Source organism: Vibrio aerogenes (assembly GCF_024346755.1).
GTDB classification, from domain to species: Bacteria; Pseudomonadota; Gammaproteobacteria; order Enterobacterales; family Vibrionaceae; genus Vibrio; species Vibrio aerogenes.
Genome location: NZ_AP024861.1, coordinates 2,358,688 through 2,381,096, shown reverse-complemented (window position 1 = coordinate 2,381,096; position 22,409 = coordinate 2,358,688). Strand labels below are relative to the sequence as shown.

At 48.3% G+C, this 22,409-nt stretch carries 19 protein-coding genes; 12 read left to right on the top strand and 7 right to left on the bottom strand.

Translation table 11 applies throughout. The features are described 5' to 3' along the window. The first annotated feature begins 6 nt into the window (after positions 1–6). The 3 genes from OCV29_RS10550 (at position 7) to OCV29_RS10540 (ending at position 4,743) form a co-directional block, all read left to right on the top strand. Positions 7–1,497, top strand: coding sequence for an aldehyde dehydrogenase (locus OCV29_RS10550; RefSeq protein WP_073605490.1), 1,491 nt, complete (start codon positions 7–9; stop codon positions 1,495–1,497). A 121-nt stretch (positions 1,498–1,618) separates the two neighbouring features. Beyond that, a complete protein-coding gene (locus tag OCV29_RS10545; RefSeq protein WP_073605489.1) occupies positions 1,619–3,250 on the top strand; it encodes a BCCT family transporter in 1,632 nt (543 codons plus the stop codon). Positions 3,251–3,270: 20 nt separating this feature from the next. Further along, on the top strand, positions 3,271–4,743 hold the full coding sequence (locus OCV29_RS10540) for an NAD-dependent succinate-semialdehyde dehydrogenase (protein ID WP_073605538.1): 1,473 nt from the start codon (positions 3,271–3,273) through the stop codon (positions 4,741–4,743). A gap of 57 nt (positions 4,744–4,800) precedes the next feature. On the opposite strand, the gene OCV29_RS10535 is transcribed toward OCV29_RS10540, so the two are convergent. Further along, complete coding sequence (locus OCV29_RS10535; RefSeq protein WP_245796966.1) at positions 4,801–5,559, bottom strand: IclR family transcriptional regulator; 759 nt, start codon at positions 5,557–5,559, stop codon at positions 4,801–4,803. A 170-nt stretch (positions 5,560–5,729) separates the two neighbouring features. On the opposite strand from OCV29_RS10535, the gene purU reads away from it, so the two are divergent. The 6 genes from purU to OCV29_RS10505 are packed head-to-tail and all read left to right on the top strand — an operon-like array spanning position 5,730 to position 12,606. After that, positions 5,730–6,590, top strand: coding sequence for a formyltetrahydrofolate deformylase (gene purU, locus OCV29_RS10530; RefSeq protein WP_073605487.1), 861 nt, complete (start codon positions 5,730–5,732; stop codon positions 6,588–6,590). 11 nt (positions 6,591–6,601) lie between these two features. Further along, positions 6,602–7,501: a bifunctional methylenetetrahydrofolate dehydrogenase/methenyltetrahydrofolate cyclohydrolase FolD gene (gene folD, locus OCV29_RS10525; RefSeq protein WP_073605486.1), complete on the top strand. Its 900-nt coding sequence runs from the start codon at positions 6,602–6,604 to the stop codon at positions 7,499–7,501. A gap of 4 nt (positions 7,502–7,505) precedes the next feature. Further along, positions 7,506–8,753: an FAD-dependent oxidoreductase gene (locus OCV29_RS10520; protein ID WP_073605485.1), complete on the top strand. Its 1,248-nt coding sequence runs from the start codon at positions 7,506–7,508 to the stop codon at positions 8,751–8,753. A 27-nt stretch (positions 8,754–8,780) separates the two neighbouring features. After that, positions 8,781–9,092, top strand: a complete 312-nt coding sequence (locus tag OCV29_RS10515; RefSeq protein WP_073605484.1) for a sarcosine oxidase subunit delta — start codon at positions 8,781–8,783, stop codon at positions 9,090–9,092. Continuing rightward, on the top strand, positions 9,089–12,007 hold the full coding sequence (locus OCV29_RS10510; RefSeq protein WP_073605483.1) for a 2Fe-2S iron-sulfur cluster-binding protein: 2,919 nt from the start codon (positions 9,089–9,091) through the stop codon (positions 12,005–12,007). Before OCV29_RS10515 ends, OCV29_RS10510 begins: the two co-directional genes overlap by 4 nt. After that, positions 12,007–12,606 (top strand): aminomethyltransferase family protein, encoded by a 600-nt coding sequence (locus tag OCV29_RS10505; protein ID WP_073605482.1) that lies wholly within the window; start codon positions 12,007–12,009, stop codon positions 12,604–12,606. The genes OCV29_RS10510 and OCV29_RS10505 overlap by 1 nt, the downstream gene beginning before the upstream one ends. Before the next feature lie 112 nt (positions 12,607–12,718). Here OCV29_RS10505 and OCV29_RS10500 read toward each other — a convergent pair whose 3' ends face one another. Next, the gene (locus OCV29_RS10500; RefSeq protein WP_073605481.1) at positions 12,719–13,612 is read right to left on the bottom strand and encodes a LysR family transcriptional regulator; all 894 of its coding nucleotides are present in this window, start codon (positions 13,610–13,612) and stop codon (positions 12,719–12,721) included. 110 nt (positions 13,613–13,722) lie between these two features. On the opposite strand from OCV29_RS10500, the gene OCV29_RS10495 reads away from it, so the two are divergent. Next, complete coding sequence (locus OCV29_RS10495) at positions 13,723–14,226, top strand: phenolic acid decarboxylase (RefSeq protein WP_200796982.1); 504 nt, start codon at positions 13,723–13,725, stop codon at positions 14,224–14,226. 218 nt (positions 14,227–14,444) lie between these two features. On the opposite strand, the gene OCV29_RS10490 is transcribed toward OCV29_RS10495, so the two are convergent. Then, positions 14,445–15,680, bottom strand: a complete 1,236-nt coding sequence (locus OCV29_RS10490; RefSeq protein WP_084193479.1) for a multidrug effflux MFS transporter — start codon at positions 15,678–15,680, stop codon at positions 14,445–14,447. A 135-nt stretch (positions 15,681–15,815) separates the two neighbouring features. Further along, a complete protein-coding gene (locus OCV29_RS10485; RefSeq protein ID WP_139281683.1) occupies positions 15,816–16,775 on the bottom strand; it encodes an acetyl-CoA hydrolase in 960 nt (319 codons plus the stop codon). A 110-nt stretch (positions 16,776–16,885) separates the two neighbouring features. Here OCV29_RS10485 and OCV29_RS10480 point away from each other — a divergent pair, with 110 nt between their 5' ends. Next, positions 16,886–17,770 (top strand): LysR family transcriptional regulator, encoded by an 885-nt coding sequence (locus OCV29_RS10480; protein ID WP_084193477.1) that lies wholly within the window; start codon positions 16,886–16,888, stop codon positions 17,768–17,770. 73 nt (positions 17,771–17,843) lie between these two features. Here the strand turns inward: OCV29_RS10480 and OCV29_RS10475 are convergent, their stop codons facing one another. The 3 genes from OCV29_RS10475 to OCV29_RS10465 all read right to left on the bottom strand — a co-directional run bounded on the left by OCV29_RS10475 (position 17,844) and on the right by OCV29_RS10465 (position 19,684). Then, complete coding sequence (locus OCV29_RS10475; protein WP_073605478.1) at positions 17,844–18,326, bottom strand: hypothetical protein; 483 nt, start codon at positions 18,324–18,326, stop codon at positions 17,844–17,846. 313 nt (positions 18,327–18,639) lie between these two features. Further along, positions 18,640–19,143 (bottom strand): hypothetical protein, encoded by a 504-nt coding sequence (locus tag OCV29_RS10470; protein WP_073605477.1) that lies wholly within the window; start codon positions 19,141–19,143, stop codon positions 18,640–18,642. 61 nt (positions 19,144–19,204) lie between these two features. Next, on the bottom strand, positions 19,205–19,684 hold the full coding sequence (locus tag OCV29_RS10465) for a hypothetical protein (protein WP_073605476.1): 480 nt from the start codon (positions 19,682–19,684) through the stop codon (positions 19,205–19,207). 554 nt (positions 19,685–20,238) lie between these two features. On the opposite strand from OCV29_RS10465, the gene OCV29_RS10460 reads away from it, so the two are divergent. Then, on the top strand, positions 20,239–22,305 hold the full coding sequence (locus OCV29_RS10460) for a starch-binding protein (protein ID WP_073605475.1): 2,067 nt from the start codon (positions 20,239–20,241) through the stop codon (positions 22,303–22,305). Positions 22,306–22,409: the final 104 nt, after the last annotated feature.

Here is a 22,409-nt window from a genome sequence, read left to right as displayed (position 1 = left end):
TTCACCATGTCTGAAAATCAATTACCGCACTTTCCTCTGTTCATCAACGGTCAGTGGGTGGAAGGTTCCAAAGGACGAAAGCTGGAAACGATTAATCCGGCAACAGGGCAGGTATGGGCAACAGTTGCGAGCGCTGAACCTGAAGATGTTGAGACTGCGGTACGTGCAGCCAGAGAAGCGCTTGAACGGAAAGACTGGGCACTTTTAACGCCAGCTCAGCGGGGGCTGCTGCTGTATAAACTGGCGGATTTACTTGAAGAAAACGCGACCGCTTTGGGTGAGTCAGAAACCAGAGACAGCGGAAAGCTGGCGGCTGAAACCCAAAGTCAGGCGAAGTATGTTGCCAGTTATTATCGCTACTACGCTGGCCTGGCCGACAAGATTGAAGGACACACATTGCCTATCGATAAACCGGATATGCATGTGTTTACCAAGCCAGAACCGATCGGTGTGGTTGCTGCTGTGGTGCCATGGAATGCGCAAATGTTTCTGACCGCGACGAAGCTTGCGCCGGCATTAGCGGCAGGGTGTACCGTGATTATTAAGGCCTCTGAAGTGGCACCTGTTGCTATCCTGAAATTTGCGGCGCTGATACAGGAAGCCGGTTTCCCGGATGGGGTGGTTTCGGTGATTACGGGAGATGCCGAAGGTTGTTCGATTCCTTTGACCTCCCATCCGGATATTGATCGTCTTGCTTTTACCGGCGGGCCGGAAACAGCGCGTCACGTCATTCGTAACACCGCCAATAACTTTGCCGTGACCACGTTAGAGTTAGGGGGTAAATCTCCGGTTCTTGTGTTTAACGATGCTGATTTAGAAAGCGCTGCCAACGGCATTATTGCCGGGAATTTCGGTGCATCAGGACAGTCTTGTGTCGCTGGCTCACGGGTTTATATCCAGCGGGAAATCTATCCGGCGCTGGTGGAGAAACTGCTGGAGAAAACGTCGCAGATTGTTATCGGAGACCCGCTCGATGCCAGGTCACACATCGGTCCACTCTGTACTTACGCACAAATCGGGGTGATTGAGGAAACGCTTAATAAAGCATTAGCGCAGGGGGCGCGCGTGCTGACCGGAGGAAGACGCGCACCAGAACATGGATCTCAATATTATTTCACACCCACGATTGTTGAATGTCCGCACAACGACATTGAGACACTCAAGGTTGAAATGTTTGGTCCGGTGATGTCGCTGATGATTTTTGACGAAGAAGAAGAGGCGGTTTCACTGGCGAATGATTCTGAATTTGGTTTGGGATCAGGCCTGTTTACGGAAAATCTGGCAAGGGCCATGCGGGTTTCCCAACGAATCCGTTCCGGTATTTGCTGGGTGAACACGTATCGTGCAGTTTCCCCCGTGGCGCCATTTGGTGGTTTTAACCAGTCAGGTTACGGGCGTGAAGCCGGAATACAGGCGATTCAGGACTATATTCGGGTCAGAACAACCTGGATAAATACGTCATCAGAACCTATGGGTAACCCTTTTGTGATGCGTTAACACGGCGCTGCAACATCAGACACCGATATCAGGCGATGAACCGTGCCTGATACCGGTATCCGAAGAGAGGTTACTTCATAAAAGCAGTGGCTCTGCGTGTGGAGTCAGGGAGGACAAAATCATGAAACCGAGTAGTATGGTAAAAGGTGCGGGTAATCCGTCTGAAGTGAATAAGACGATGTTTTATTCTTCAGTGATTATGGTGCTTATTTTTGTTGGATTTTCTATTTTACGTCCGGAACAATCCAAAACCCTTTTTAGTACGTTCAATAGCTGGATCAATACAAATTTAAGTTGGTATTACGTTGCAGTTGTTTGCTTTACGCTGTTTTTCTCCGTCTGGGTGACTTTTTCAAAATACGGAAAAATCCGGCTGGGCAAGGATGATGAAAAGCCGGAGTTTAATTTTATCGCCTGGTTTTCCATGCTGTTCAGCTGTGCGATCGGAACCGGCTTACTGTTCTGGAGTATTGCCGAACCGATTTATCACTTTCAGGGTAATCCATTTATTGAAGCGGCCGGTATTGCACCAAAAACTGAGCAGGCAGCCCAGGTTGCACTTCGGATTACCATGTTTCACTGGGGCTTGCATGGCTGGGCGATCTATATTCTGGTCGGACTTTGTCTTGCCTATTACTGCTACCGCAGAGGCCTGCCGCTGACGGTCCGTTCCGGTTTATATCCTATCTTAGGTGACCGGATTCACGGCCCGATCGGACATGCCGTCGATCTGCTGGCTGTTTTCAGTACGCTGTTTGGTACTGCAACAACTTTAGGACTGGGCGTCTCACAAATGAATGCCGGGCTGAACTTTCTGTTTGGTACCGAAATTTCGACCACGACTCAGGTCATTCTCATTGTGGTTGTTTCTGTGATTGCGACCGTATCGGCGGTAACCGGTGTGGGTAAAGGCATTAAGTTACTCAGTTTATGGAATATTCGTCTTAGTACGCTGTTAGTTGGTTTCTTTCTTTTTGCCGGGCCGACGGTTTTCCTGTTGAAACTCACCGTGACCAGTCTTGGTGATTATGTAACGCATTTTCTGCCGATGGGCTTTTGGGTGGATATGGAACCCGGTCGTCAATGGCAGGGCTGGTGGACCGTATTCTACTGGGGTTGGTGGTTATCCTGGGGTCCACTGGTCGGTATGTTTATTGCCCGAATCTCGCGTGGCCGGACGATCCGGGAATTTATGCTCAGTGCTTTAATCATCCCGCCGCTGGGTGGATTCCTCTGGATTATTATCTTTGGCGGCACGGCGCTGAACCTGCAAATGTTCGGTGGGGCCAATCTGATTGATGTGGTCAATAAGGATATGACACTGGCGCTTTACAGCACCATAGAATCACTGGGATATACCTCGCTGACCCATGTTTTTGCAGCGCTGGCAACGTTTTTGATCATTACCTGGTTTGTGACCTCGGCAGACTCCGGCACGCTGGTGATATCAACTATCGTTTCTGACGGCAACCGGAACCCGGTGAAATGGTTAAGAATTGTATGGGGTGTTGCGCTTGGGCTGATTTCGGCAGTATTGCTCGTCAATGGCGGACTGGATGCCCTGAAAACCGCGACGATTATTGCTGCTCTGCCATTTTCTGTCGTGCTGTTGTTCATGTGTTTTGCGCTGACGAAAGGTTTAAGAGATGAAGCCAATGGTCTGGTGTACTCGGCTGAAGATTTAGCCAAATTTAACGTGAAACAAACTGCCGTTCAGACAGACGTTTCAAAAACGGCTTACGGCTACAAGTAATGAACACAAAAGGCAGGATCATGGATTCGATATTAGAAACATTGCAGGATAAGTCACTTCTCAAATGCCATGGTTATATCAATGGAGAGTGGGTGGCTTCCTCAACCGGCAGACAGTTTGACGTCATCAACCCTTCGACGGAACGTGTCATTGCTCAGGTGAGTGATTTGGGCCCGGAAGAAACTGAACAGGCTGTTTTTGCCGCGGATGCGGCACTGGAATCATGGCGTGATGTCCCGGCGAAGCAGAAGGCGGCGATTCTGAGGCGCTGGTATGAGCTGGTGACAGAACATCAGGATGATCTGGCGCTGATGATGACTGCAGAGCAGGGCAAGATTTTAGCGGAGTCAAAAGGGGAAATTCTCTATGGCGCTTCATATATAGAGTGGTTTGCGGAAGAGGCCAAACGTATCTACGGGGATGTCTTACCCGCGACCGGCACCGACCGCCGTTCCATCGTCATCAAACAACCGGTTGGTGTTGTGGGTGCAATCACCCCCTGGAACTTTCCAAATGCAATGATCACGCGAAAAGTGGCGCCAGCCCTTGCTGCCGGCTGTACGGTTGTACTCAAACCGGCGGCTGAAACGCCCTTATCGGCGCTGGCGCTGGGTGAACTGGCAACCCGTGCAGGCATTCCTCCCGGTGTGTTTAATATCATTCCGGGCACGGATGCTCCGGCGATTGGCAATGTGCTGACATCCAGCAAAATTGTGAAGAAAATTTCATTCACCGGTTCCACCGCGGTCGGCAAAATCTTAATGGCGCAGTCTGCTAAAACCGTGAAGAAAACGTCAATGGAGCTGGGCGGGAACGCACCGGTCGTGATATTTAAAGATGCGGATCTGGACAAAGCGATAGAAGGCGCACTGGCGGCAAAATTTCGTAATGCCGGTCAGACTTGTATCTGTGCCAACCGGATTCTGGTGGAAGATGAAATCTATGATGAGTTTGTGGCACGTTTCAGTGAACAGGTTGCCCGGTTCACTGTGGGTGACGGGTTTGACAGCCAGACTGCTATCGGACCGCTCATTACATCCAAAGCGGTTGATAATGTCGATACACTGGTCAAAGATGCAATCGCAAAAGGGGCTGAAGTCTGTGTCGGTGGTGCTGCTGAATCACTGGGCAGCCACTTCTACCGTCCCACGGTATTGAAGCATCTGGATGCAACGATGCGGCTGGCGAAAGAAGAAGTGTTTGGTCCGGTGGCACCGGTTTTCCGTTTTACTTCAGAAGCGGAAGCCGTTGCGATGGCAAATGACACAGACGCCGGTCTCGCCGCCTATCTGTATACAAAAGATGCAGGCCGGATCTGGCGCGTCAGTGAAAAGCTGGCGTACGGTATGGTTGGTGTCAACGAAACGGCGATCAGCTCGGAAATGATTCCTTTTGGTGGGGTTAAACAGTCGGGTCAGGGGCGGGAAGGCTCCAGATACGGACTGGAAGATTATCTGGAAATCAAATATCTCTGTATGGGTGATTTATCCTGATGGATAAATCTGCCGCAGAGATCATGATGACCTGATGACCTGATGACCTGATGACCTTTATGGAACCGCCTGAGAAATATTCCGGGCGGTTTCAATTAACAGGTGCTTCGATTCCTCAAATTGCCTTGGGTGATTCATGATTTGGTCTGCGCCGGAAATATTAATCGCTGCAACCACTTTCCCCAGATAGTTGGTGATCGGTGCGGCGATTGCTGTTGCATTATCAGAACGATTACTTGAAACCCCTTGCTGCCATTCTGTTTTCAGTAAATGCTTCAACTCAGATAAAGTCTGCGGATGTGGCTCAGGATATCGATCCAGCTGTACCTGCTGGTACATGGCATTGAATTCAATATCGCTTAACTGCCGTAGTAACACTCTGCCCATCGCATTGGTATGGCAGGGAAGACGGGTTCCCAGCGGAATATTGACGGATAGCCTTTGTGATGCCTGAGCACGGTAGATATACACCGTTTCCAGCCCGTCGCGGATGGCCAGATGACAGGAGATTGACGTGTGATCACGCAAAGTGTTGAGAAAGGGAGATGCGATATCGACCAGCTCTTGTCCGGCAAGAAAAGCGAAACCGCGCGAGACGACCTGCGGACCAAGTTCATAGGCATTGCGGGTCACCTTCTTCAGATATCCCATATCCAGTAAGGTCTGGATGATACGGTAGGTTGAAGACGCGCTGACGCCAAGACGTTCGGCGAAATCGTGCGTGGTTAATACCCGATCACTGGCACTAAACATTTCGATAATTTGCAAGCCACGTGCAAGTGCAGGAACGTGGTAGTCAGGCGGATTTGTCATCATATTTCTCCATCAATCAAATTATTTTTCATATATCAATAAAAAAAGCCATACCGGCATTATTTGGGGTTGTTCTATTGTCATTTTAATTTCCTGAGAATATATTAAATTTACTAAAAATAAACAATAGCGTTGCAATGGCTGCGCAACAGAAAGTTAAGTGAGGGAAAGTAATGACGACTTCAAAGGAATTTGTTTTAAAAGCTTCTTGCGGCGCAACCAGTGGGATTGTGGCGTCAGTGACTTCTTATCTGGCTGGTCTCAGCTGTTATATCTCAGAAATGCATCAGTATGATGATGAAGAAAACGAACGCTTTTTTATGCGTGCTGTCTGCCGTATTGAATCTGATGAGTTCAGTATTGAAGATGTCCGGGCTGGTTTTAATGAAGCCGTGACACGCTTTGATATGGAATGGGAGATATTCGATGCCGCTAAGCCGGTCCGGGTGCTGCTGATGGTGAGCAAATTTGATCACTGCCTGGATAACCTGCTGTATCGTCACCGCAAAGGTGAGCTGCCGATGGAAATTACTGCCGTTGTCTCAAATCATAAAGATTTGCGGCCGATGGCGGAGCGCGAAGGCATTCGTTTTGTTTATTTGCCCGTCAATAAAGACAATAAACCGGAACAGGAAGCTGCATTACTGGATATTGTCAGAGAAACAGAAACTGACTTGGTTGTGCTGGCCCGTTACATGCAAATTTTGTCAGATACCCTGTGTCAGGAATTACACGGCAAAGCCATTAATATCCACCACTCTTTCCTGCCCGGATTTAAAGGCGCAAAACCTTACCATCAGGCATTTGAACGTGGCGTCAAACTCATTGGGGCGACTGCGCACTATGTGACGTCAGATTTAGATGAAGGGCCGATTATTGAGCAGTCTGTTCAGCCGGTCGATCATACCTACTCGCCGGAAAAGCTGGTGTCTGTCGGGCGTGATACCGAAACGGTCGCTTTAGCCAAAGCGGTCCGGCTACATCTGGAACATCGCGTGTTTATGCACAGTAACAAGACCATTGTCTTCAGATAGGAGCCGGAATCATGACGAGAATCATTAATGGTCAGCAGCTGGCCGGTCAGATTGTCAGTGAAGTTGCTGTTGAAATTGAAACCTATCAGCAGGATTTCGGGATGACACCGGGATTGGCCGTTGTGTTAGTGGGAGATGATCCTGCAAGTGCAGTTTATGTGCGCAATAAAATCAAACGGGCGAAGGAAGCCGGAATTCGTTCCATTGAGCACCGGCTGGCATCAGAGGTGACGCAAGATGCGCTTGAATCACTGATTACAGACCTGAACCTTGACCCGCAGGTGCATGGTATTCTGGTGCAACTTCCTTTACCACGTCATATCAACGAAGAGCGCATTATTCAGCTCATCACGCCGGATAAAGATGTGGATGGATTCCATCCTCATAACGCCGGGCTGCTTTCCATCGGCCAAAGTGCTTTAGTGCCGTGTACGCCATTGGGATGCATGGAAATGCTGCAAAGAGAAATAGGTCAGCTGGACGGGAAACATGCCGTGGTGATTGGTCGCTCCAATATTGTCGGTAAACCAATGGCCAGCCTCCTTTTACAGGCAAACTGCACCGTGACCATGGTGCACTCGCGCACAACGGATATTGAAGCGGTTTGCAGGCATGCTGACATCATTATCGCCGCGGTGGGCGTGCCTAAACTGGTGGCAGAAAGCTGGGTGAAACCGGGGGCTGTGGTCATTGATGTCGGGATTAATTCAGTCAGTATCGATGGCCGGCGTAAGTTGCAGGGTGATGTTGACTTTGAAGCCGTTGCGCCGAAGTGTGCGGCGATCAGTCCGGTGCCCGGTGGGGTTGGCCCGATGACGATCGCCTGCCTGATGAAAAATACACTGACCGCATTTAAGCAGCAGTTGTCCCGGTTGCAGGAACCGGTATTTCAGCCGGTTCATGAGGAGTAATGCGATGCCATTTTCACTATTAAAATACGGTTTGAAATCAGATTTCCCGTTTGAAGATTATGCAGATCTGCCCGCACCCTCAAAATTAAAAGAACACTACGATGTGGTGATTATCGGTGGGGGTGGTCATGGGGTCGCGACGGCTTATTATCTGGCGAAATATCATGGTATTACGAATGTCGCCATTCTGGAAAAAGGGTATCTGGGCGGGGGAAATACGGCCCGGAATACGGCCGTTATCCGCTCCAATTATCTCACATCCGATGGGGTAAAGTTTTATATCGAATCGGTCAATTTGTTTAAAGAACTCTCGAATGAATTTGATTTCAACATTATGTATTCATCGCGTGGCCAGCTCACATTAGCACATACGGACGCCACGATTCGCTCTTTCCGGCAAAGAGCTGAAGTGAATAAACACTTTGGCGGACGCACAGAACTGATTGACCCGCAGCAGATCAAAGAGCTTGTGCCAACCCTGAACATGAACCCGGCTGATATGCCGGTGCTGGCGGGACTCTGGCATATCGACGGTGCCACGGCCCGTCATGACGCGGTGGCCTGGGGTTATGCCAAAGGTGCCACTCAGCGCGGTGTCGAACTACACCAGTTGACGGAAGTGACCGATGTTATCGTGCAAAACGGCAAAGTTACCGGCGTAAAAACCAATCGCGGCAATGTATCGTGTGGCTGTGTTGTTCAGGCGGTTGCCGGACACAGCTCGATTGTTGCGGCGATGGCAGGTATCAGAATGCCCATCACAACCTATCCGTTACAGGCAATGGTGACGCAGCCGGTGAAGCCATTTCTTGATCCTTTAGTCAGCTCATCGGCGTTGCACTGTTATGTCCAGCAAACAGGGCGCGGCGAAATGGTGATTGGGGGCGGTTCGGATCCGTATCCGCTGTATAACACCCGGTCAACGATGGACTTAAAAGAAAGTTTGCTGGCACATGCGATTGAGATGTTCCCGTTTATGGCGAATCTGAAATTGATGCGTCAGTGGGCGGGCATTACTGATATGACTTCCGATTACAGCCCGATTATGGGGCTGAGCCCGGTTGAAAACTATTATCTGGATGCCGGTTGGGGCACCTGGGGATTTAAGTCGACGCCGATATGCGGAAAAACAATGGCTGAACTGGTTGCCGGAGGCGGGAAAGTCCCCGAACTGATTGCACCGTTCTCGATGGACCGGTTTGACGAATTCCGTCAGGTCAATGAAATGGGCGCGACAGCCGCGAGCCACTAAGACTGACAGCCTCTGAGGAGTATTCAAATGAAAATAATGACGTGTCCTTTGAACGGCCCGAGAAATATCAGTGAGTTCGTTTACGGGGGAGAAGTGAAGACCATGCCGAATCCCAAAACATGCAGCGACAAAGTCTGGGCGGACTATGTTTTCTATTCGGATAACACTATTCAGATTGTAAAGGAGTGGTGGTATCACTCCGCATCGGGCTACTGGTTTATCGCCGAACGCCATACTGCAAGTGATGAAATTATCAAAACGTATGACCCTTCAGAGCTTTATCAGCAAAGGGTGACGTTTGATGAAGAAACCATGTCTGACAAGGAGCATGTCGCATGATCAATCCACGTTTACCTGCACCATCAGGAAAATGGATCAACCGTGACGAGCCGGTTGAATTTGAATTCGAGGGGAAAACCTATCACGGTTATGCCGGAGACTCTGTTGCCAGTGCCTTAATTGCCAATGATCAGTGGTTAATGTCCCGATCATTCAAATACCATCGGCCCAGAGGGCCGCTGACCATGGCGGGGCAGGATGGCAATACGCTGGTCCAGCTTCCGGATGAACCGAATGCTTTGGCTGATAAAACACCGGTTCGTCAGGGCCTGAACGTTATGGGGCAAAACTACAACGGGACTCTGGAGAAAGATAAAGATGCAAAACTGGAGCTCGGTGCGCGTTTTATGCCGGTCGGTTTTTATTATCGTGCATTTTATAAGCCCCAAGGCATCTGGGATAAGTGGGAACCCTTGATTCGCAAGAAGGCAGGCCTGGGTGTTGCTGATCTGAATTTTAAACCTGAGTATTTTGATAAAGCCTATCTGTTTTGTGATATTGCGGTGATCGGCGGCGGGCCAGCCGGATTAAAAGCGGCACTGAAAGCGGCGGATGCCGGTGCAAAAGTGATCCTGATCGATGAAAACAATACGTTGGGCGGTGCATTAAATTATCACCGCTTTGATGAACAGGGGACGTTAGCCGATTCACTGATTGATACGCTCGTCAGCCAGGTGACTGCGCATGATCATATTGAGGTTTACACCAATGCGACCTGTAATGGCTGGTTTGCAGATAATTATTTGCCGGTCTTACAGGGTCACCGTATGTACAAGGTGCGGGCGAAACAGTGCATTGTTGCCTCCGGCTGTTTTGAACAGCACGTCGTGTTCCACAACAATGATATTCCGGGCGTGGTCATGACCAGTGCAGCGATGCGTCTGATGAAACTTTATGCGATTAAACCGGGGTCGCGTGCTGTGCTGGTCACCGGCAATGACGATGCTTACTTTGCTGCTGTTGAACTGGTACAAAGTGGTGTGACTGTCGCAATGATCGTCGATATGCGTCAGGAAGGCCCCGACACGAAGATGCGGGCAATCGCCGGGAAATATGAGATTCCGGTGCGGGCAAATGCGACCGTTTATGAGGCGCACGCAACGCATGATAAAAAGCGTTTAGCATCCGTTATGGTCCATGACATGACCGGAAAAGGCAAGGTGGCGGCAGCGGGCCTCAATGTTGAATGTGATCTGCTTTGTATGTCAGCGGGCTACATGCCGGTTTATCAATTGCTTTGTCAGGCTGGTGCTCAGCTCACTTATGATGATGAGTCGGCACGTTTTGCCATTACCCGGCTGCCCGCTCATCTGCATATTGCCGGTTCTGTAAATGGTATTCATGGGATCGACGCCGTTCTGGCAGATGGTGAACAGGCGGCCATCCGCTGTCTCAATGCGCTGGAGATGGATGATACCATCCCTGCAACTGTGGTTTGCACGAAACAGACGAACTTCGGCTGGCCGGTTTTCAAACATCCCAAAGGTAAAGAATTTGTTGATTTTGATGAAGATCTTCAGATAAAAGATATCGTCAATGCAACGAAAATGGGCTACCGGGATATTCAGTTAGTGAAACGTTTTTCTACGGTGGGTATGGGGCCGTCACAAGGCCGGCATTCGGCATTGCCGACCGCAAGATTAGTGGCTGATGCCACCGATCGAACCGTGTCTGAGACAGGTGTAACCACAGCGAGACCTCCCTTTGTACCGGAAAAACTGGCCTATGTTGCCGGACGTATTTTCACGCCATATCGCCAGACGCCGATGCAGCAGAGACATCAGACGCTGGGGGCGCACATGATCCCGGCAGGGCAGTGGCGCCGTCCGGCGTTTTATGGGGATAAAGCCCATCGCGATGCACTGATTCAGGCCGAGGCAAGCCATGTGCGTACTGCGGTCGGAATCATTGATGTGAGCACGCTTGGCGGGTTAGAAATCCGTGGCCCGGATGCCGCAGAGTTTCTGAACCGGATGTATACATTCGGCTTTCTCAAACAACCCGTAGGTAAAACCCGCTATGCCGTGTTGACGAACGAACAGGGCGTGGTTGTTGATGATGGTGTTGCTTGTCGCATCAGTGACAACCACTTTTATGTGACGGCAACAACGGGCGGTGTTGAAAGCGTTTATCGCTCGATGACGCAGTGGAATGCACAGTGGTGTCTTGATGTGGATATTGCCAATGTGACATCGGCTTTTGCCGCCGTCAATGTCGCCGGGCCTTTATCTCGTCGTGTGGTCGAAAAAGTTTGTCATGATGTTGATTTTTCACAGGATAAATTTCCCTATCTGGCCTACCGGGAGGGAACCATTGCAGGGATGCCGGTGCGCCTGATGCGGGTCGGTTTCGTCGGAGAGCTGGGTTATGAAATCCATGTGCCTTTTCTGTTTGGACAGGCGTTGTGGGATGTGCTGATGGAAGCCGGGCATGAGTTTGATATCAAGCCTTTTGGCGTGGAGACCCAGCGTCTGCTGCGTCTGGAAAAAGGCCATATTATTGTCAGTCAGGATACCGATGGCATGTCACATCCGGGTGAACTTTCACTTGGCTGGGCGGTGAGCCGCAAGAAACCATTTTATGTGGGTTGCCGCTCCGTCGATATTGTGATGAACGGCAAACAGACCCGAAAGTTAGTGGGCTTCAGACTTGATGCAACACAAACCAAGCCAGCAGAAGGGCATCTGGTGCTGGCAAATGCGCAGGATGCCACGAGCGACATTACCGGTAATGTGACCTCTTCAGAATTTTCGACAACGGTTGGTGCTCATATTGGCATGGCTTACGTTGGCGTTGAGCAGCAAGAGATCGGGTCAAAAATCCCCATTCGTGTTGATGGCGGTGAAGTGGTCGTCGCTGAAGTCGTGTCACTCCCTTTTTATGACCCGGACAATCGCCGTCAGGAGGTGAAATAATGGAATATTTTAATCTGAGTGCAGCGCCCGAACTGCGCAAAAGTCTGATTGCTGAAACGTCACCTGTGAATGGGGCGATCAACTGTCAGGATGTCACCACTTATTCCCGTGTCGGTATCCGGGGGGAGCAGGCCGGTGCATTTCTGGCTGAGCAGAACTTACCGGTTCCTTCTCAGCCCAATCAGGCTGCCAGAGCAGATGATTTGATCGTTCTGCGTTTAAGTCAGAAAGAATTCTGGGTGATTGATTTAAGCCATACCAATCATTCGGTTCTGGCAAATCTTGAATTGTTGGTACTGAACACCAAGGGGTTATACCGGCTGTATTGTCAGCACAGTCATATGATGATGTTGATAAACGGCCTGTCTGTTCACCGTATGTTCGCCAAAGTGTGTGGTGTGGATTTGTCTGAAAAAGTATTTCCGGCAGGCGCAATCGCTCAGACGTCTGTTGCCAGAACGAATGCGGTTGTGGTCCGGCTGGCATCGGGCGATCAGGAACAATTTCTGCTTTTGGCGGATATTTCCAGTGCACAATACCTCTGGGAAGCGATAGCAGATGCAGCGATGGAATTTAATTCAATCGCGCTGAATCAGTAAAGACGAAACACTTCAGACGCAACCATGCATCAATCAGACTATTTGGGTGTCCACTGAATCCTGATATCCGGCCGGACAGACGCTGTGGCACCCGATAGTCTTTATCATCTCGTCAGTTTTCCGCAGTCACCGAGGCTAACAGTGCATCCGAAAGCGCCTGAACACAAGTATCATACCGACAGGACGGATCTTTGATCAGATACAGAGAGGAGATTCGCTCTGAGGGGGCATTCTGCTGAATTGGCCTCAGTTCACCAGATGCGAGCAGTTGCCGGATACTGTCTTCCGGCAGCCAGCCACAGCTCAGTCCGCTCATGACGGCCTCTACCGCGGAATCGATGGTCGTGACAAACCACGATTCCTGATATCTCTTCTCATGTAACTGCTTTTGCTGGTTTTCTTTATCAACGATCTGAACCACCGGATACCGGTTGAGTTGCAGCAGCCTGAGCTGTTCTTCCTGGGCGAAAACCGGGTGATCCTTATGAGCGACCAGCATAATCCGGATATCCATCACAAACTGTTTGGGGGTAGTGGCTTCCTGTTCATTGGTCAGACCAATCATATACAGGTCCCCGAATGCCTGCTCTGCCTGTGCAATGCCTTCATCCCGTACCACTTCCCGCAGATGCACCTGCGTATAAGGATAGATCTGATGGAATTGTTTCAGTGCACTGAAAAGCTGCTGGCGCGGAAACAGGCTGTCGATGACCAGTGTAATAAATGAGCGGGGGCCGGATTTCAGTGCGGATGCTTTGTGTTCCATCCGCTGCCAGCTTTCCAGCAGCACACTGACCTCATCGAGCAGTAAGGCACCGTGGGTGGTCAGTGCCAGTTTGCGTCCTTTCAGCTGTAAGAGTTTAATGCCCAGCCGTTCCTGCAATTGCGACAGCTGATAACTGATTGCCGGCTGACTTTTATGATGCCGCTCCGCGGCACTGGCAATACTTCCGAGTTCGACCACGGACTTCAGAATTTGCCATTGTTCGAGTGTTGTCATTAACATATAAAATTTTTTTATCTTTTTATTCTAAATAACCGATTTTACTTTAAAATTATAGAATATATTCTGTTTGCTATACAGACCTGATGCATAGGTCACATCAAGAGGAGTTTATTGTGTTTAATAAAAATGATTTATCTGGTTTGGTTGGCAAACATTTAGTTTATACCTACGACAATGGCTGGAACTACGAAATTTACGTCAAAAACGGTGAAACGATGGATTATCGTATCCACAGTGGCATCGTAGGCGGTCGTTGGGTAAAAGACCAGCATGTGATTATGGTTCAGGTTGCCGCTGACGTGTATAAAATTTCATGGACAGAGCCAACCGGGACGGATGTCAGCCTGATTGCTAACCTGGCTGATCGTGTATTCCACGGCACAATTTTCTTCCCTCGCTGGGTGATTAATGATCCGAAGAAAACTGTTTGTTTCCAGAATGATCACATTCCTCAAATGGAAGCTTACCGTGCAGAAGGCCCGGCTTATCCGACTGAAGTGATTGATGAATTTGCAACGATTACGTTTGTACGTGATTGTGGTGAAAATAATGAAGAAGTCATTAATTGTCATCCAGGCGAGTTACCAGCGAACTTCCCTGAAAATCTGAAGTAATTTAACGCCTCCCCCGGTGTTGCTGAAAAATAAGGAGAGATTCTTATTTTTCTTTCATCATCCGGTTACCCGCCCCATTTCAGGTAACCGGGATGTTTTCATTCCAGGTTGTTTTTGTATTTGAGATGGCTTACGACACGTTGTCCGTCGTACTTTCATGTCGATACTGTCCATCATTGAGCTGATGCGCTTTTAGCAGCATCAGCTTTTTTTTGTGATCAGTTTTGTTGTGCCTGAGTCTGGCGCCGGTAGCGGCTCAGTTCCGTGAAGGTTAACAGCGAGCAAAGTGCAGTGACAGCCAGAATCATGCCGCACATCGGATCGGTTGTGCCATCGTGCAGTAAACCCACCAGCGCACTGACGCCACCGGCAAGTGCAAACTGCAGAAAACCAATCAGTGATGAAGCAAGACCAGCCTGTTTACCGCTGCTTTCCATTGCCATGGCGGTGGTGTTTGCACCCATCACCGGCACCACAGACACACAAATAAACAGCGGAATCATCAGCAGAACCAGATGCTCTGTGCCTCTGAGAGCAAACAGTGCCAGTCCGGCAATGAATCCGATCGGAGCGGCATATTTGATCAGCGTGCGGACCGTGTAGAGCTTCAGTAGCCGGTTATTGATCTGGCTGGCCAGCACCATGCCAATCGCATTCACCGCAAACAGCCAGCCATACCATTGTTGTGAAACATGAAAAAGTTTCATGAAGACGAAAGGCGAGCTGCTGATAAAGATAAACATGGTCGCAATGGAGAAACTTCCGGCCAGGGTCGGGAAGATAAATGAAGGCTGTATCAGCAGCGTTGAAAAAGCTTTCAGTAAGCTGGTTTGATTCTTCACTCTCTTCTCCGGAGGCAGTGACTCCGGCACTTGTCTTTGTGTCAGATACAGGCAAAGTACGCCAAAGCCAGCCATAAAAATAAAGATGGACTGCCAGCCGCACAGCGTGAACAGATAACCGCCCAGTATCGGCGCAAGAATGGGGCCCAGACTCTGCACGATCATCATCACGGACAATACTTGCGCGGCACTTTGTTCATCAAACAGATCTTTAATAATTGCCCGGCTGATGATCATCCCGGCGCAACCGCCCACCGCCTGAAAGAACCGCAGACCGTTGAACAGATGTATATCCGGCGCGACAAGAGCCAAAATGGAGCAGAGTGTAAACAGCAGGACACCGAAAATCAGCGGTTTCTTGCGGCCAAATTTGTCGATCAGCGGCCCGTAAATCAGCTGCCCAATGGCCATGCCAATAAAGAAAGTGGACAGACTGAGCTGAACCTGTGCAATCTGGGTCTGAAAATCGTCCGCAATGGCCTGAAAACTGGACAGGTACATATCGGTGGCAAAAGGTCCGAAAGCGGTTAAGGCTCCCAGGGTGATCGTCAGGCCGGTATGCTTATTTTTATTCCGGCCGGCCTGTGAGGCCAAAGCAGGATTCTGACGCATTATGTTTCCTCTTTTTGATTATCATTATTGACGCCATTTTATCATCAAAGCATCAAGGCTTGTGGTAATAAAATGATAATGGCCCGGAAAGCCTGCCAGCGATCCGGGCCTTGTTCAGCAGTCGTCAGACCGCGGCTATCGTGTCGAAATGTAGCCTTTATACTGCTGCAGGTGATCGGATTCAGGCCGGTCTAACAGAAATTCACCCACAAAGTTTTTGTAGGGTTCAATATACGGGAACTGATCGTAAACGGCCCAGTCCGGCTTCGCGACTTCTTTGCGGACCGCAGCCATCGCTTTTTCCCATTGCTTACTGTTATCAAACCAGATTTCAGCCACCCGCTGAAACGGGCTGGTATGAGGCTGAGCCAGCACATGGCTTGAAAGAATCCGGTTGACTTCCGGGCGCTTCGCCAGCGCCGGAACCAGCACCTGCTTAAACCACTTATCACCTTGTTCGACAGAAACACCTTTGGGGTATTTAAACACAATCAGCCAGCGGTAATTCGGACCATCTTCAATGGTTCTGTCACTGCCTTTATAGTCTTCTTCCCAGAAGAGCGGCGCAAAAGCGAAGACGGTCGGATGATATCCTTCACGGCTGCCGACCCAGTGAGTCGGGCGCAAATCGCCATCGGTGGGTTGCCGGGTAATCCGCATGTATTCCGGGTCAAAGGTCTCTTTAAATGCCAGCCCGTTGGGGGCTGCACTGTTGCTGGTATTAAACGGATTAATCAGCCAGTAGTGCTCGGTCATAATCCAGTTATAAGTCCCATAGTCTTCACCTTTGGGCGGAACAGGTAAAGCACGGTAGGTTGAATACTTGGTGACATAAGGTGCGAACTGAGAAATGCTGTCCGGGACATGGTATTTGTACAACCAGCGGTATGCTGCGGGTAAATCGCTGTCATCACGGACACTGACCAGAATGAAGCTGCGCATAGGCTGAAAAGGTTCGTAGTGATGTGATGCAGTGTTTGCGGATGATGCCGGCGCGTTATTTTGAGCGGTTGCTGTTCCGGCTATACCAGCGAGCAGGCCGCTGAATAATAGCAGACGGCCAACGGCTGAGGCCATTCGGTGAGTCATTATCATGGTTTACTCTTTATCGGTTATGGGTCACAGTTCTGATCATAAATAGCTTTTTCATTGGTATCCAATATATAATCATGGGGTGATTGATAACTAATTTATATTAAACAGGTATGGATTTAAGGCATTTCAGATATTTTGTGATGGTGGCTGAAACCCTGCATTTTGGCCGGGCAGCCCGGCAGTTGCATATTGCGCAACCGGCACTGAGCATCCAGATTAAAGATCTGGAAGAAGCGCTGGGCGGGCAATTATTTCACCGGACCAGCCGCAAAGTGGAGCTGACCGAAGGTGGTAAATTGTTCTATCAGGAAGCGAAGGCCGCTTTGAATGCTTATGAGCTGGCGGTCAAAGTGGGCAGGAGTGCACTGAAGGGTGAATTGGGAGTCCTGAGAATCGGTTATTCTGCCAGTGTGGCTTATGCCGGTATTTTGGGGCGGATTATGCATCATTTCAGACAAATCCGCCCCAAAGTGGAGTTTGAATTGCAGGAGCAGGACCCGTACCGGCTGATGGAAGGGGTGCAGAACCAGTCGTTAGATTTCGGGATTTATCCGGCATTCTCTTTTGAGGCGGTGCCTCAGCTTTCTCTGCTGCGTCTGGAAACGTGGGCTGTGCGGGTTGTGATGTCAGCCAGTCACCCGCTGGCCGCAAAGACGCCATTGACCCGGCAAATGCTGCAACAGGAAGGTTTTGTCGTGTATGCCGGCTCTGAATTTGATCAGGGAACTTCCGGTATCCGGCATATTTTAGCGTATGAGCCGGAAGTGACTTATAAGGCTTCAGACATGATGATGGTGCTGTCACTGGTCAGTGCCGGGGTGGGGATTTCCGTGGTGCCGTCTGCCATTGAGCACTGCCTGAAACAACCGGGGCTGGTGTTTCGCCCACTGGCTGATTTCACTGAGGAAATTGATATTTCTCTGGCGTATTGCCATGACCGGGAAGAGCCACTGATGGCGCAGTTTATTGATTGTGTCAGGGAGATAGTGGGGTGAATCAATGGTGTGTAATAAAAACACCGGATGTGAGGCCATCCGGTGCAAGCGATAATAATTGATTCGAAATGAATTAAAATGGCTGGCCATTGTTAATGTTGAGATTGAATATTTTCTCCCTTGGTCCAGAATAACCATTCGCAATAATCTGACTATTTGCATCTAAGTGAGTAATTTTTCCCATAACTGGACTTACACTACATGGGTTATGTAGATTAATATTAACACCACTGAAACCTGCATAATTATATGCATACGATGTATAAAAACGGACAGTTGTATGCGCGGGTATCGAAAATGCACTACCTAGAGTGAGATTTGTATAGCCATCACCTTCATAAAGTGTATTCACTGAAGTTAGGGTATTTCCTGATTGATTCCAAAGGTCAACAATTACACTAGTTGCATTGTCGCTCAAATTTGTTAATTCCAGTTTGAAGTCTGTTACAGATTTATCAGCGGTTGAACATGCTGCTTGTATTGGAAAATCGACAGCATTTGTATGCGCAAAAGCCAGAGAAGGCAATAATAATAACGGTGAAATTAATTTTTTCACTGGGAAACTCCTGACGTTAAATACAGATTAAAAATCATGGGGAATTTATCATTGCGTAGATGATGACGACACATTGATATTTTATTTTTGTCGATTGCTGTGCAAATACTAAATGAACTTGATGAAATTGTAATATTTTTATTTTATTGATAAAACTATAATGTTATTATTTGGGGTTCTATCTGTATTTTTACTGTTCGGCTATTTTTTTTGTTGATTAATTTTTATTTTAGAGTGTTTTCTGTGAAAATTGAATAAAAACACCGGGATTGCCCGGTGTTTGTGCAACATCATTGCGCTGAATAAATGGAAATCAGAAAGGTTTGCCCTTGTTGATGTTGAGGTCGAATTTAAATTTGGGATCTGCTGAGGAAGTCAGGCTATCTGTGCTATATGTATAGCCTGTCACCAGAATCTGGCTGTTTGTATCCATATGCGTGATATTGGCCATGACAGGAAGTAACGAACAAGTATTTTTTCCACGCGAGTTAGAGCCGGTGTAATTGTGAATATACTGGGCCTGGACCGTGATGGTTGAATTGGCATAAATTGATGTGACGGTATCTTCTGTCATACTTGAGTAAGAGGTGCTATTTCCGTTGACAATTCCCACGGATGTTTTCTGACTGGTGCCAGAGTTACCCACAAAATTGATCTTAAAAGTGGTTCTGTAATGACTTAAATTTGTCACTCTGAAACTCAGATTAACTACCTGATTATCAGAATCACATTTCGCCTGAACCGGAAAATCAACAGAATTTGTTTGTGCAAAAGCCAGAGAAGGCAATAATAATAAAGGTGCAATAAATTTTCTCATCGGAATACTCCTGATATCACATGAAAACTAAAATAGAAAGAATGCTTGTTAATTAACCGGCTCAGAATGGTTTGCCTTCATTAAATTTAAGGTCAAACTTCAGGTTTGAGCTCATACTATATCCTGAGACCACAATCTGACTGTTTGCATCCATATGTGTGACTCTGATCATTTCAGGCAGGTCATCACAGCTATTGTTTTCATTTTTATTATCCGATGATTCGAAGTTAAACTTCATATACATATATTTGGCGGAATTGGCTGGCACCGTGATTTCAGTCTCTGGTGTGAAAGAAGCGTATTCATGGCCGCCATTGTTCAGTCTGAACTTATAATTGATACTGCTGGCTTCACTGCCAGTCTGGGTGATCATACCAAACTTGAACGTCGTGGCGCGTGAGCTTAAGTTTAATACCTTAATATTCATCCCGACATTAGAACTGGTACTGTAACATTTAGCATCGCTTGGAATCGTCACTGTATTGGTATAGCCGAAGGCCAGCGATGGCAACAGTAATAATGGTGCAATCAGTTTTTTCATGAAGTAACTCCTGACATTGAATTTACATTAAAAATCATGAAAAAATTATCATTGAAAGTTCACTTTCAGAATCTGAATATTTCTTTTTTGTCTGTCGTGTAGCAACTATGATTTGTATACTTTGAAAAACATCAACACGCCTCGTATTGATAAATATATTATGATAGCCTGATGTGTTAATTGAGTGTCTGTTCTTATTTTTGCTCTTTTTTTGTGCAGGGACTCACTTTTTGTGATTGACATGACCCGCCTGATATTGCATGACCAGATATATACAGAGTGTGATGCTGTTGTAATTGTGTGTTTTATCCCCCCGACAATCATTGATTTTTCTCACGTTCCTGTCTGAGATGTACTGATTTATCCCGGTAAAGAGAATAAATTCTGTCAGGTTCTGATTTATTCTGTCTGGCTGAAATATGCCTGAGAAATTATTTTTTCGCTTTAATGAAACGATGGTTAAATTTATATTTCAGTCTGACTTTTTGACATAATAAATATAACGGAACTGATTAAGGATAATAAATATTGATTCCAACGTTAAAGGTACTGATATGAAAATAACACATAAACTCTCTGCCGGGTTTATTTTCTGTGCCGGTCTCTGGGCATATTCTGCCGCGGTCGTACAGGCGGCTGCGGAAGTGCCCAAAACGGCATTTGTGCACTTATTTGAGTGGCACTGGTCTGATATTGCCACGGAATGTGAAGATTTTCTGGGGCCGAAAGGTTTTGCTGCTGTGCAGATCTCCCCGCCGCAGAAAAGCATTGATAATGCGGCATGGTGGTCCCGTTATCAGCCGGTGAGTTATCAGTTTGACAGCCGCAGCGGTAACCGGGAACAGTTTAAAGACATGGTGCAGCGCTGTAATGCCGCAGGTGTGTCAATTTATCTTGATGCGGTCATTAACCATATGGCGGCCTGGAACCGGAGTTTCCCTGATGTGCCCTACAGCACGGAGGATTTCCATAACTGTCGCGATAATATTGACTACAGTAACCGCTGGCAGGTACAAAACTGCGATTTGGTTGGACTGAATGACCTGAAAACTGAGTCGGAATATGTGCGCCAGAAAATTGCAGATTACATGAATGACGCAATCAGTATGGGGGTGGCCGGGTTCAGGATTGATGCGGCGAAACATATTCCGGCGACTGACATTGCGGCAATTAAGAGTAAGCTGCACACATTAGCTGACGGTAATCCGCCCTATATTTTTCAGGAAGTGATTGGTGCGTCAGGTGAGCCGGTTCAGCCGTCAGAATACACAGACAATGGCGGGGTGACAGAGTTTAATTTCGCCCGCACAATTGGTTCTGCATTTAAGAATGGCAAGATCAATACACTCAAATCCCTCAATCAGTGGAGTGGCTGGCTACCGAGTGATAAAGCCGTTGTTTTTGTGACCAATCATGATGATGAGCGGGGCAATGCCGGCAATGAGCTGACTTATAAAGATCAGGGCAATCTTTATATGCTGGGGCATGTATTTATGCTGGCATATCCTTACGGCTACCCGAAAATTATGTCCGGCTACAAATTTAACAGCAGTGATGACGCGCCACCATCTGCCGGGGTTCATAGCGGCAATGCCTGTGATTTTAACGGTGGAGACTGGGTTTGTACCCACGAATGGCGTGGTGTTGGTAATATGGTGGCATTCCGTAATTATACGGCCGCACAGTGGAAAGTGACCAACTGGTGGGATAATGGCAGCAATCAGATTGCATTTGGCCGTGGCGGACTTGGCTTTGTCGTGATTAACCGGGCTGATTCCGGTACGCTAACACATACGTTCAGCACCGGAATGCCGGAAGGGGATTACTGTAATATTATTGACGGTGATTTTGACAGCACAGCCAAAACCTGTAGTGGTGAAACCATCCATGTCGACGGACAGGGCAATGCGCAGTTCAGTGTTGGTTATCAGGGCGCTGCCGCGATCCATGTCGGTGCGAGTCTGGGTGGCATTGTGATCCCGCCTGTCACCGGGCCTGAGCCGGAAAAAGCGGTGCGTTCTACGGCCATGTGTTATTACGATCAAAGTGCCGGTTTCACGACGCCTTACCTCTATTACTGGAAACCTGTTCCGGCCAGCGCCATGAGCTCTGTCGCCTGGCCCGGAGTGGCGATGGAGAAAAACGGAGATTTCTACTGCTATGATCCGGCGGCTGAAGTGACCTCTGTAAACGTGATTTTCTCTGATCAAGGTGCATCGCAAACGGAAGATTTGTCCGCTTCATCCGGTTCATGCTATCTCAATGGTGCGTGGAAAAGTCTGAGTGATTGCGGGTTCAGTCTCACTGATGAGCCGGATGACCCTCAAGCCAGCGAAAACACCCGGGTTTGCTACGATAATGCACAGAACTTTTCTTCTCCCTATCTTTATTTCTGGAATGTTGCCGCGGCATCAGCTGTTAATACAGTTGCCTGGCCGGGTGTAGCCATGAGCGCTGACGGAAACAGCTATTGTTATGATTTTGGCACTGAGCTGTCTTCCCTGAATGTGATTTTCAGTGATAACGGCAGCGGGCAGACGGCTGATTTATCGGCTTTTAGTCCGGATCTGTGTTATCTCAATGGCAGCTGGCAAGACCTGAGTCTCTGTATCAATCAATGAATCTGACGAAACACCGCTCAGTAAGGTGTATGAAGGAGGCAATCAGGCCGGGCAGTGTCCGGCCTGAATTGTGATGCAGGTATAATTTTATTCTTCCGCTATAC

Bases quoted from the DNA above. Each gene is read 5' to 3' on its own strand.
- OCV29_RS10550 (WP_073605490.1), top strand. From the start codon at position 7: ATGTCTGAAAATCAATTACCGCACTTTCCTCTGTTCATCAACGGTCAG.
- OCV29_RS10545 (WP_073605489.1), top strand. From the start codon at position 1,619: ATGAAACCGAGTAGTATGGTAAAAGGTGCGGGTAATCCGTCTGAAGTG.
- OCV29_RS10540 (WP_073605538.1), top strand. From the start codon at position 3,271: ATGGATTCGATATTAGAAACATTGCAGGATAAGTCACTTCTCAAATGC.
- OCV29_RS10535 (WP_245796966.1), bottom strand. From the start codon at position 5,559: ATGATGACAAATCCGCCTGACTACCACGTTCCTGCACTTGCACGTGGC.
- purU (WP_073605487.1), top strand. From the start codon at position 5,730: ATGACGACTTCAAAGGAATTTGTTTTAAAAGCTTCTTGCGGCGCAACC.
- folD (WP_073605486.1), top strand. From the start codon at position 6,602: ATGACGAGAATCATTAATGGTCAGCAGCTGGCCGGTCAGATTGTCAGT.
- OCV29_RS10520 (WP_073605485.1), top strand. From the start codon at position 7,506: ATGCCATTTTCACTATTAAAATACGGTTTGAAATCAGATTTCCCGTTT.
- OCV29_RS10515 (WP_073605484.1), top strand. From the start codon at position 8,781: ATGAAAATAATGACGTGTCCTTTGAACGGCCCGAGAAATATCAGTGAG.
- OCV29_RS10510 (WP_073605483.1), top strand. From the start codon at position 9,089: ATGATCAATCCACGTTTACCTGCACCATCAGGAAAATGGATCAACCGT.
- OCV29_RS10505 (WP_073605482.1), top strand. From the start codon at position 12,007: ATGGAATATTTTAATCTGAGTGCAGCGCCCGAACTGCGCAAAAGTCTG.
- OCV29_RS10500 (WP_073605481.1), bottom strand. From the start codon at position 13,612: ATGTTAATGACAACACTCGAACAATGGCAAATTCTGAAGTCCGTGGTC.
- OCV29_RS10490 (WP_084193479.1), bottom strand. From the start codon at position 15,680: ATGCGTCAGAATCCTGCTTTGGCCTCACAGGCCGGCCGGAATAAAAAT.
- OCV29_RS10485 (WP_139281683.1), bottom strand. From the start codon at position 16,775: ATGATAATGACTCACCGAATGGCCTCAGCCGTTGGCCGTCTGCTATTA.
- OCV29_RS10480 (WP_084193477.1), top strand. From the start codon at position 16,886: ATGGATTTAAGGCATTTCAGATATTTTGTGATGGTGGCTGAAACCCTG.
- OCV29_RS10470 (WP_073605477.1), bottom strand. From the start codon at position 19,143: ATGAGAAAATTTATTGCACCTTTATTATTATTGCCTTCTCTGGCTTTT.
- OCV29_RS10465 (WP_073605476.1), bottom strand. From the start codon at position 19,684: ATGAAAAAACTGATTGCACCATTATTACTGTTGCCATCGCTGGCCTTC.
- OCV29_RS10460 (WP_073605475.1), top strand. From the start codon at position 20,239: ATGAAAATAACACATAAACTCTCTGCCGGGTTTATTTTCTGTGCCGGT.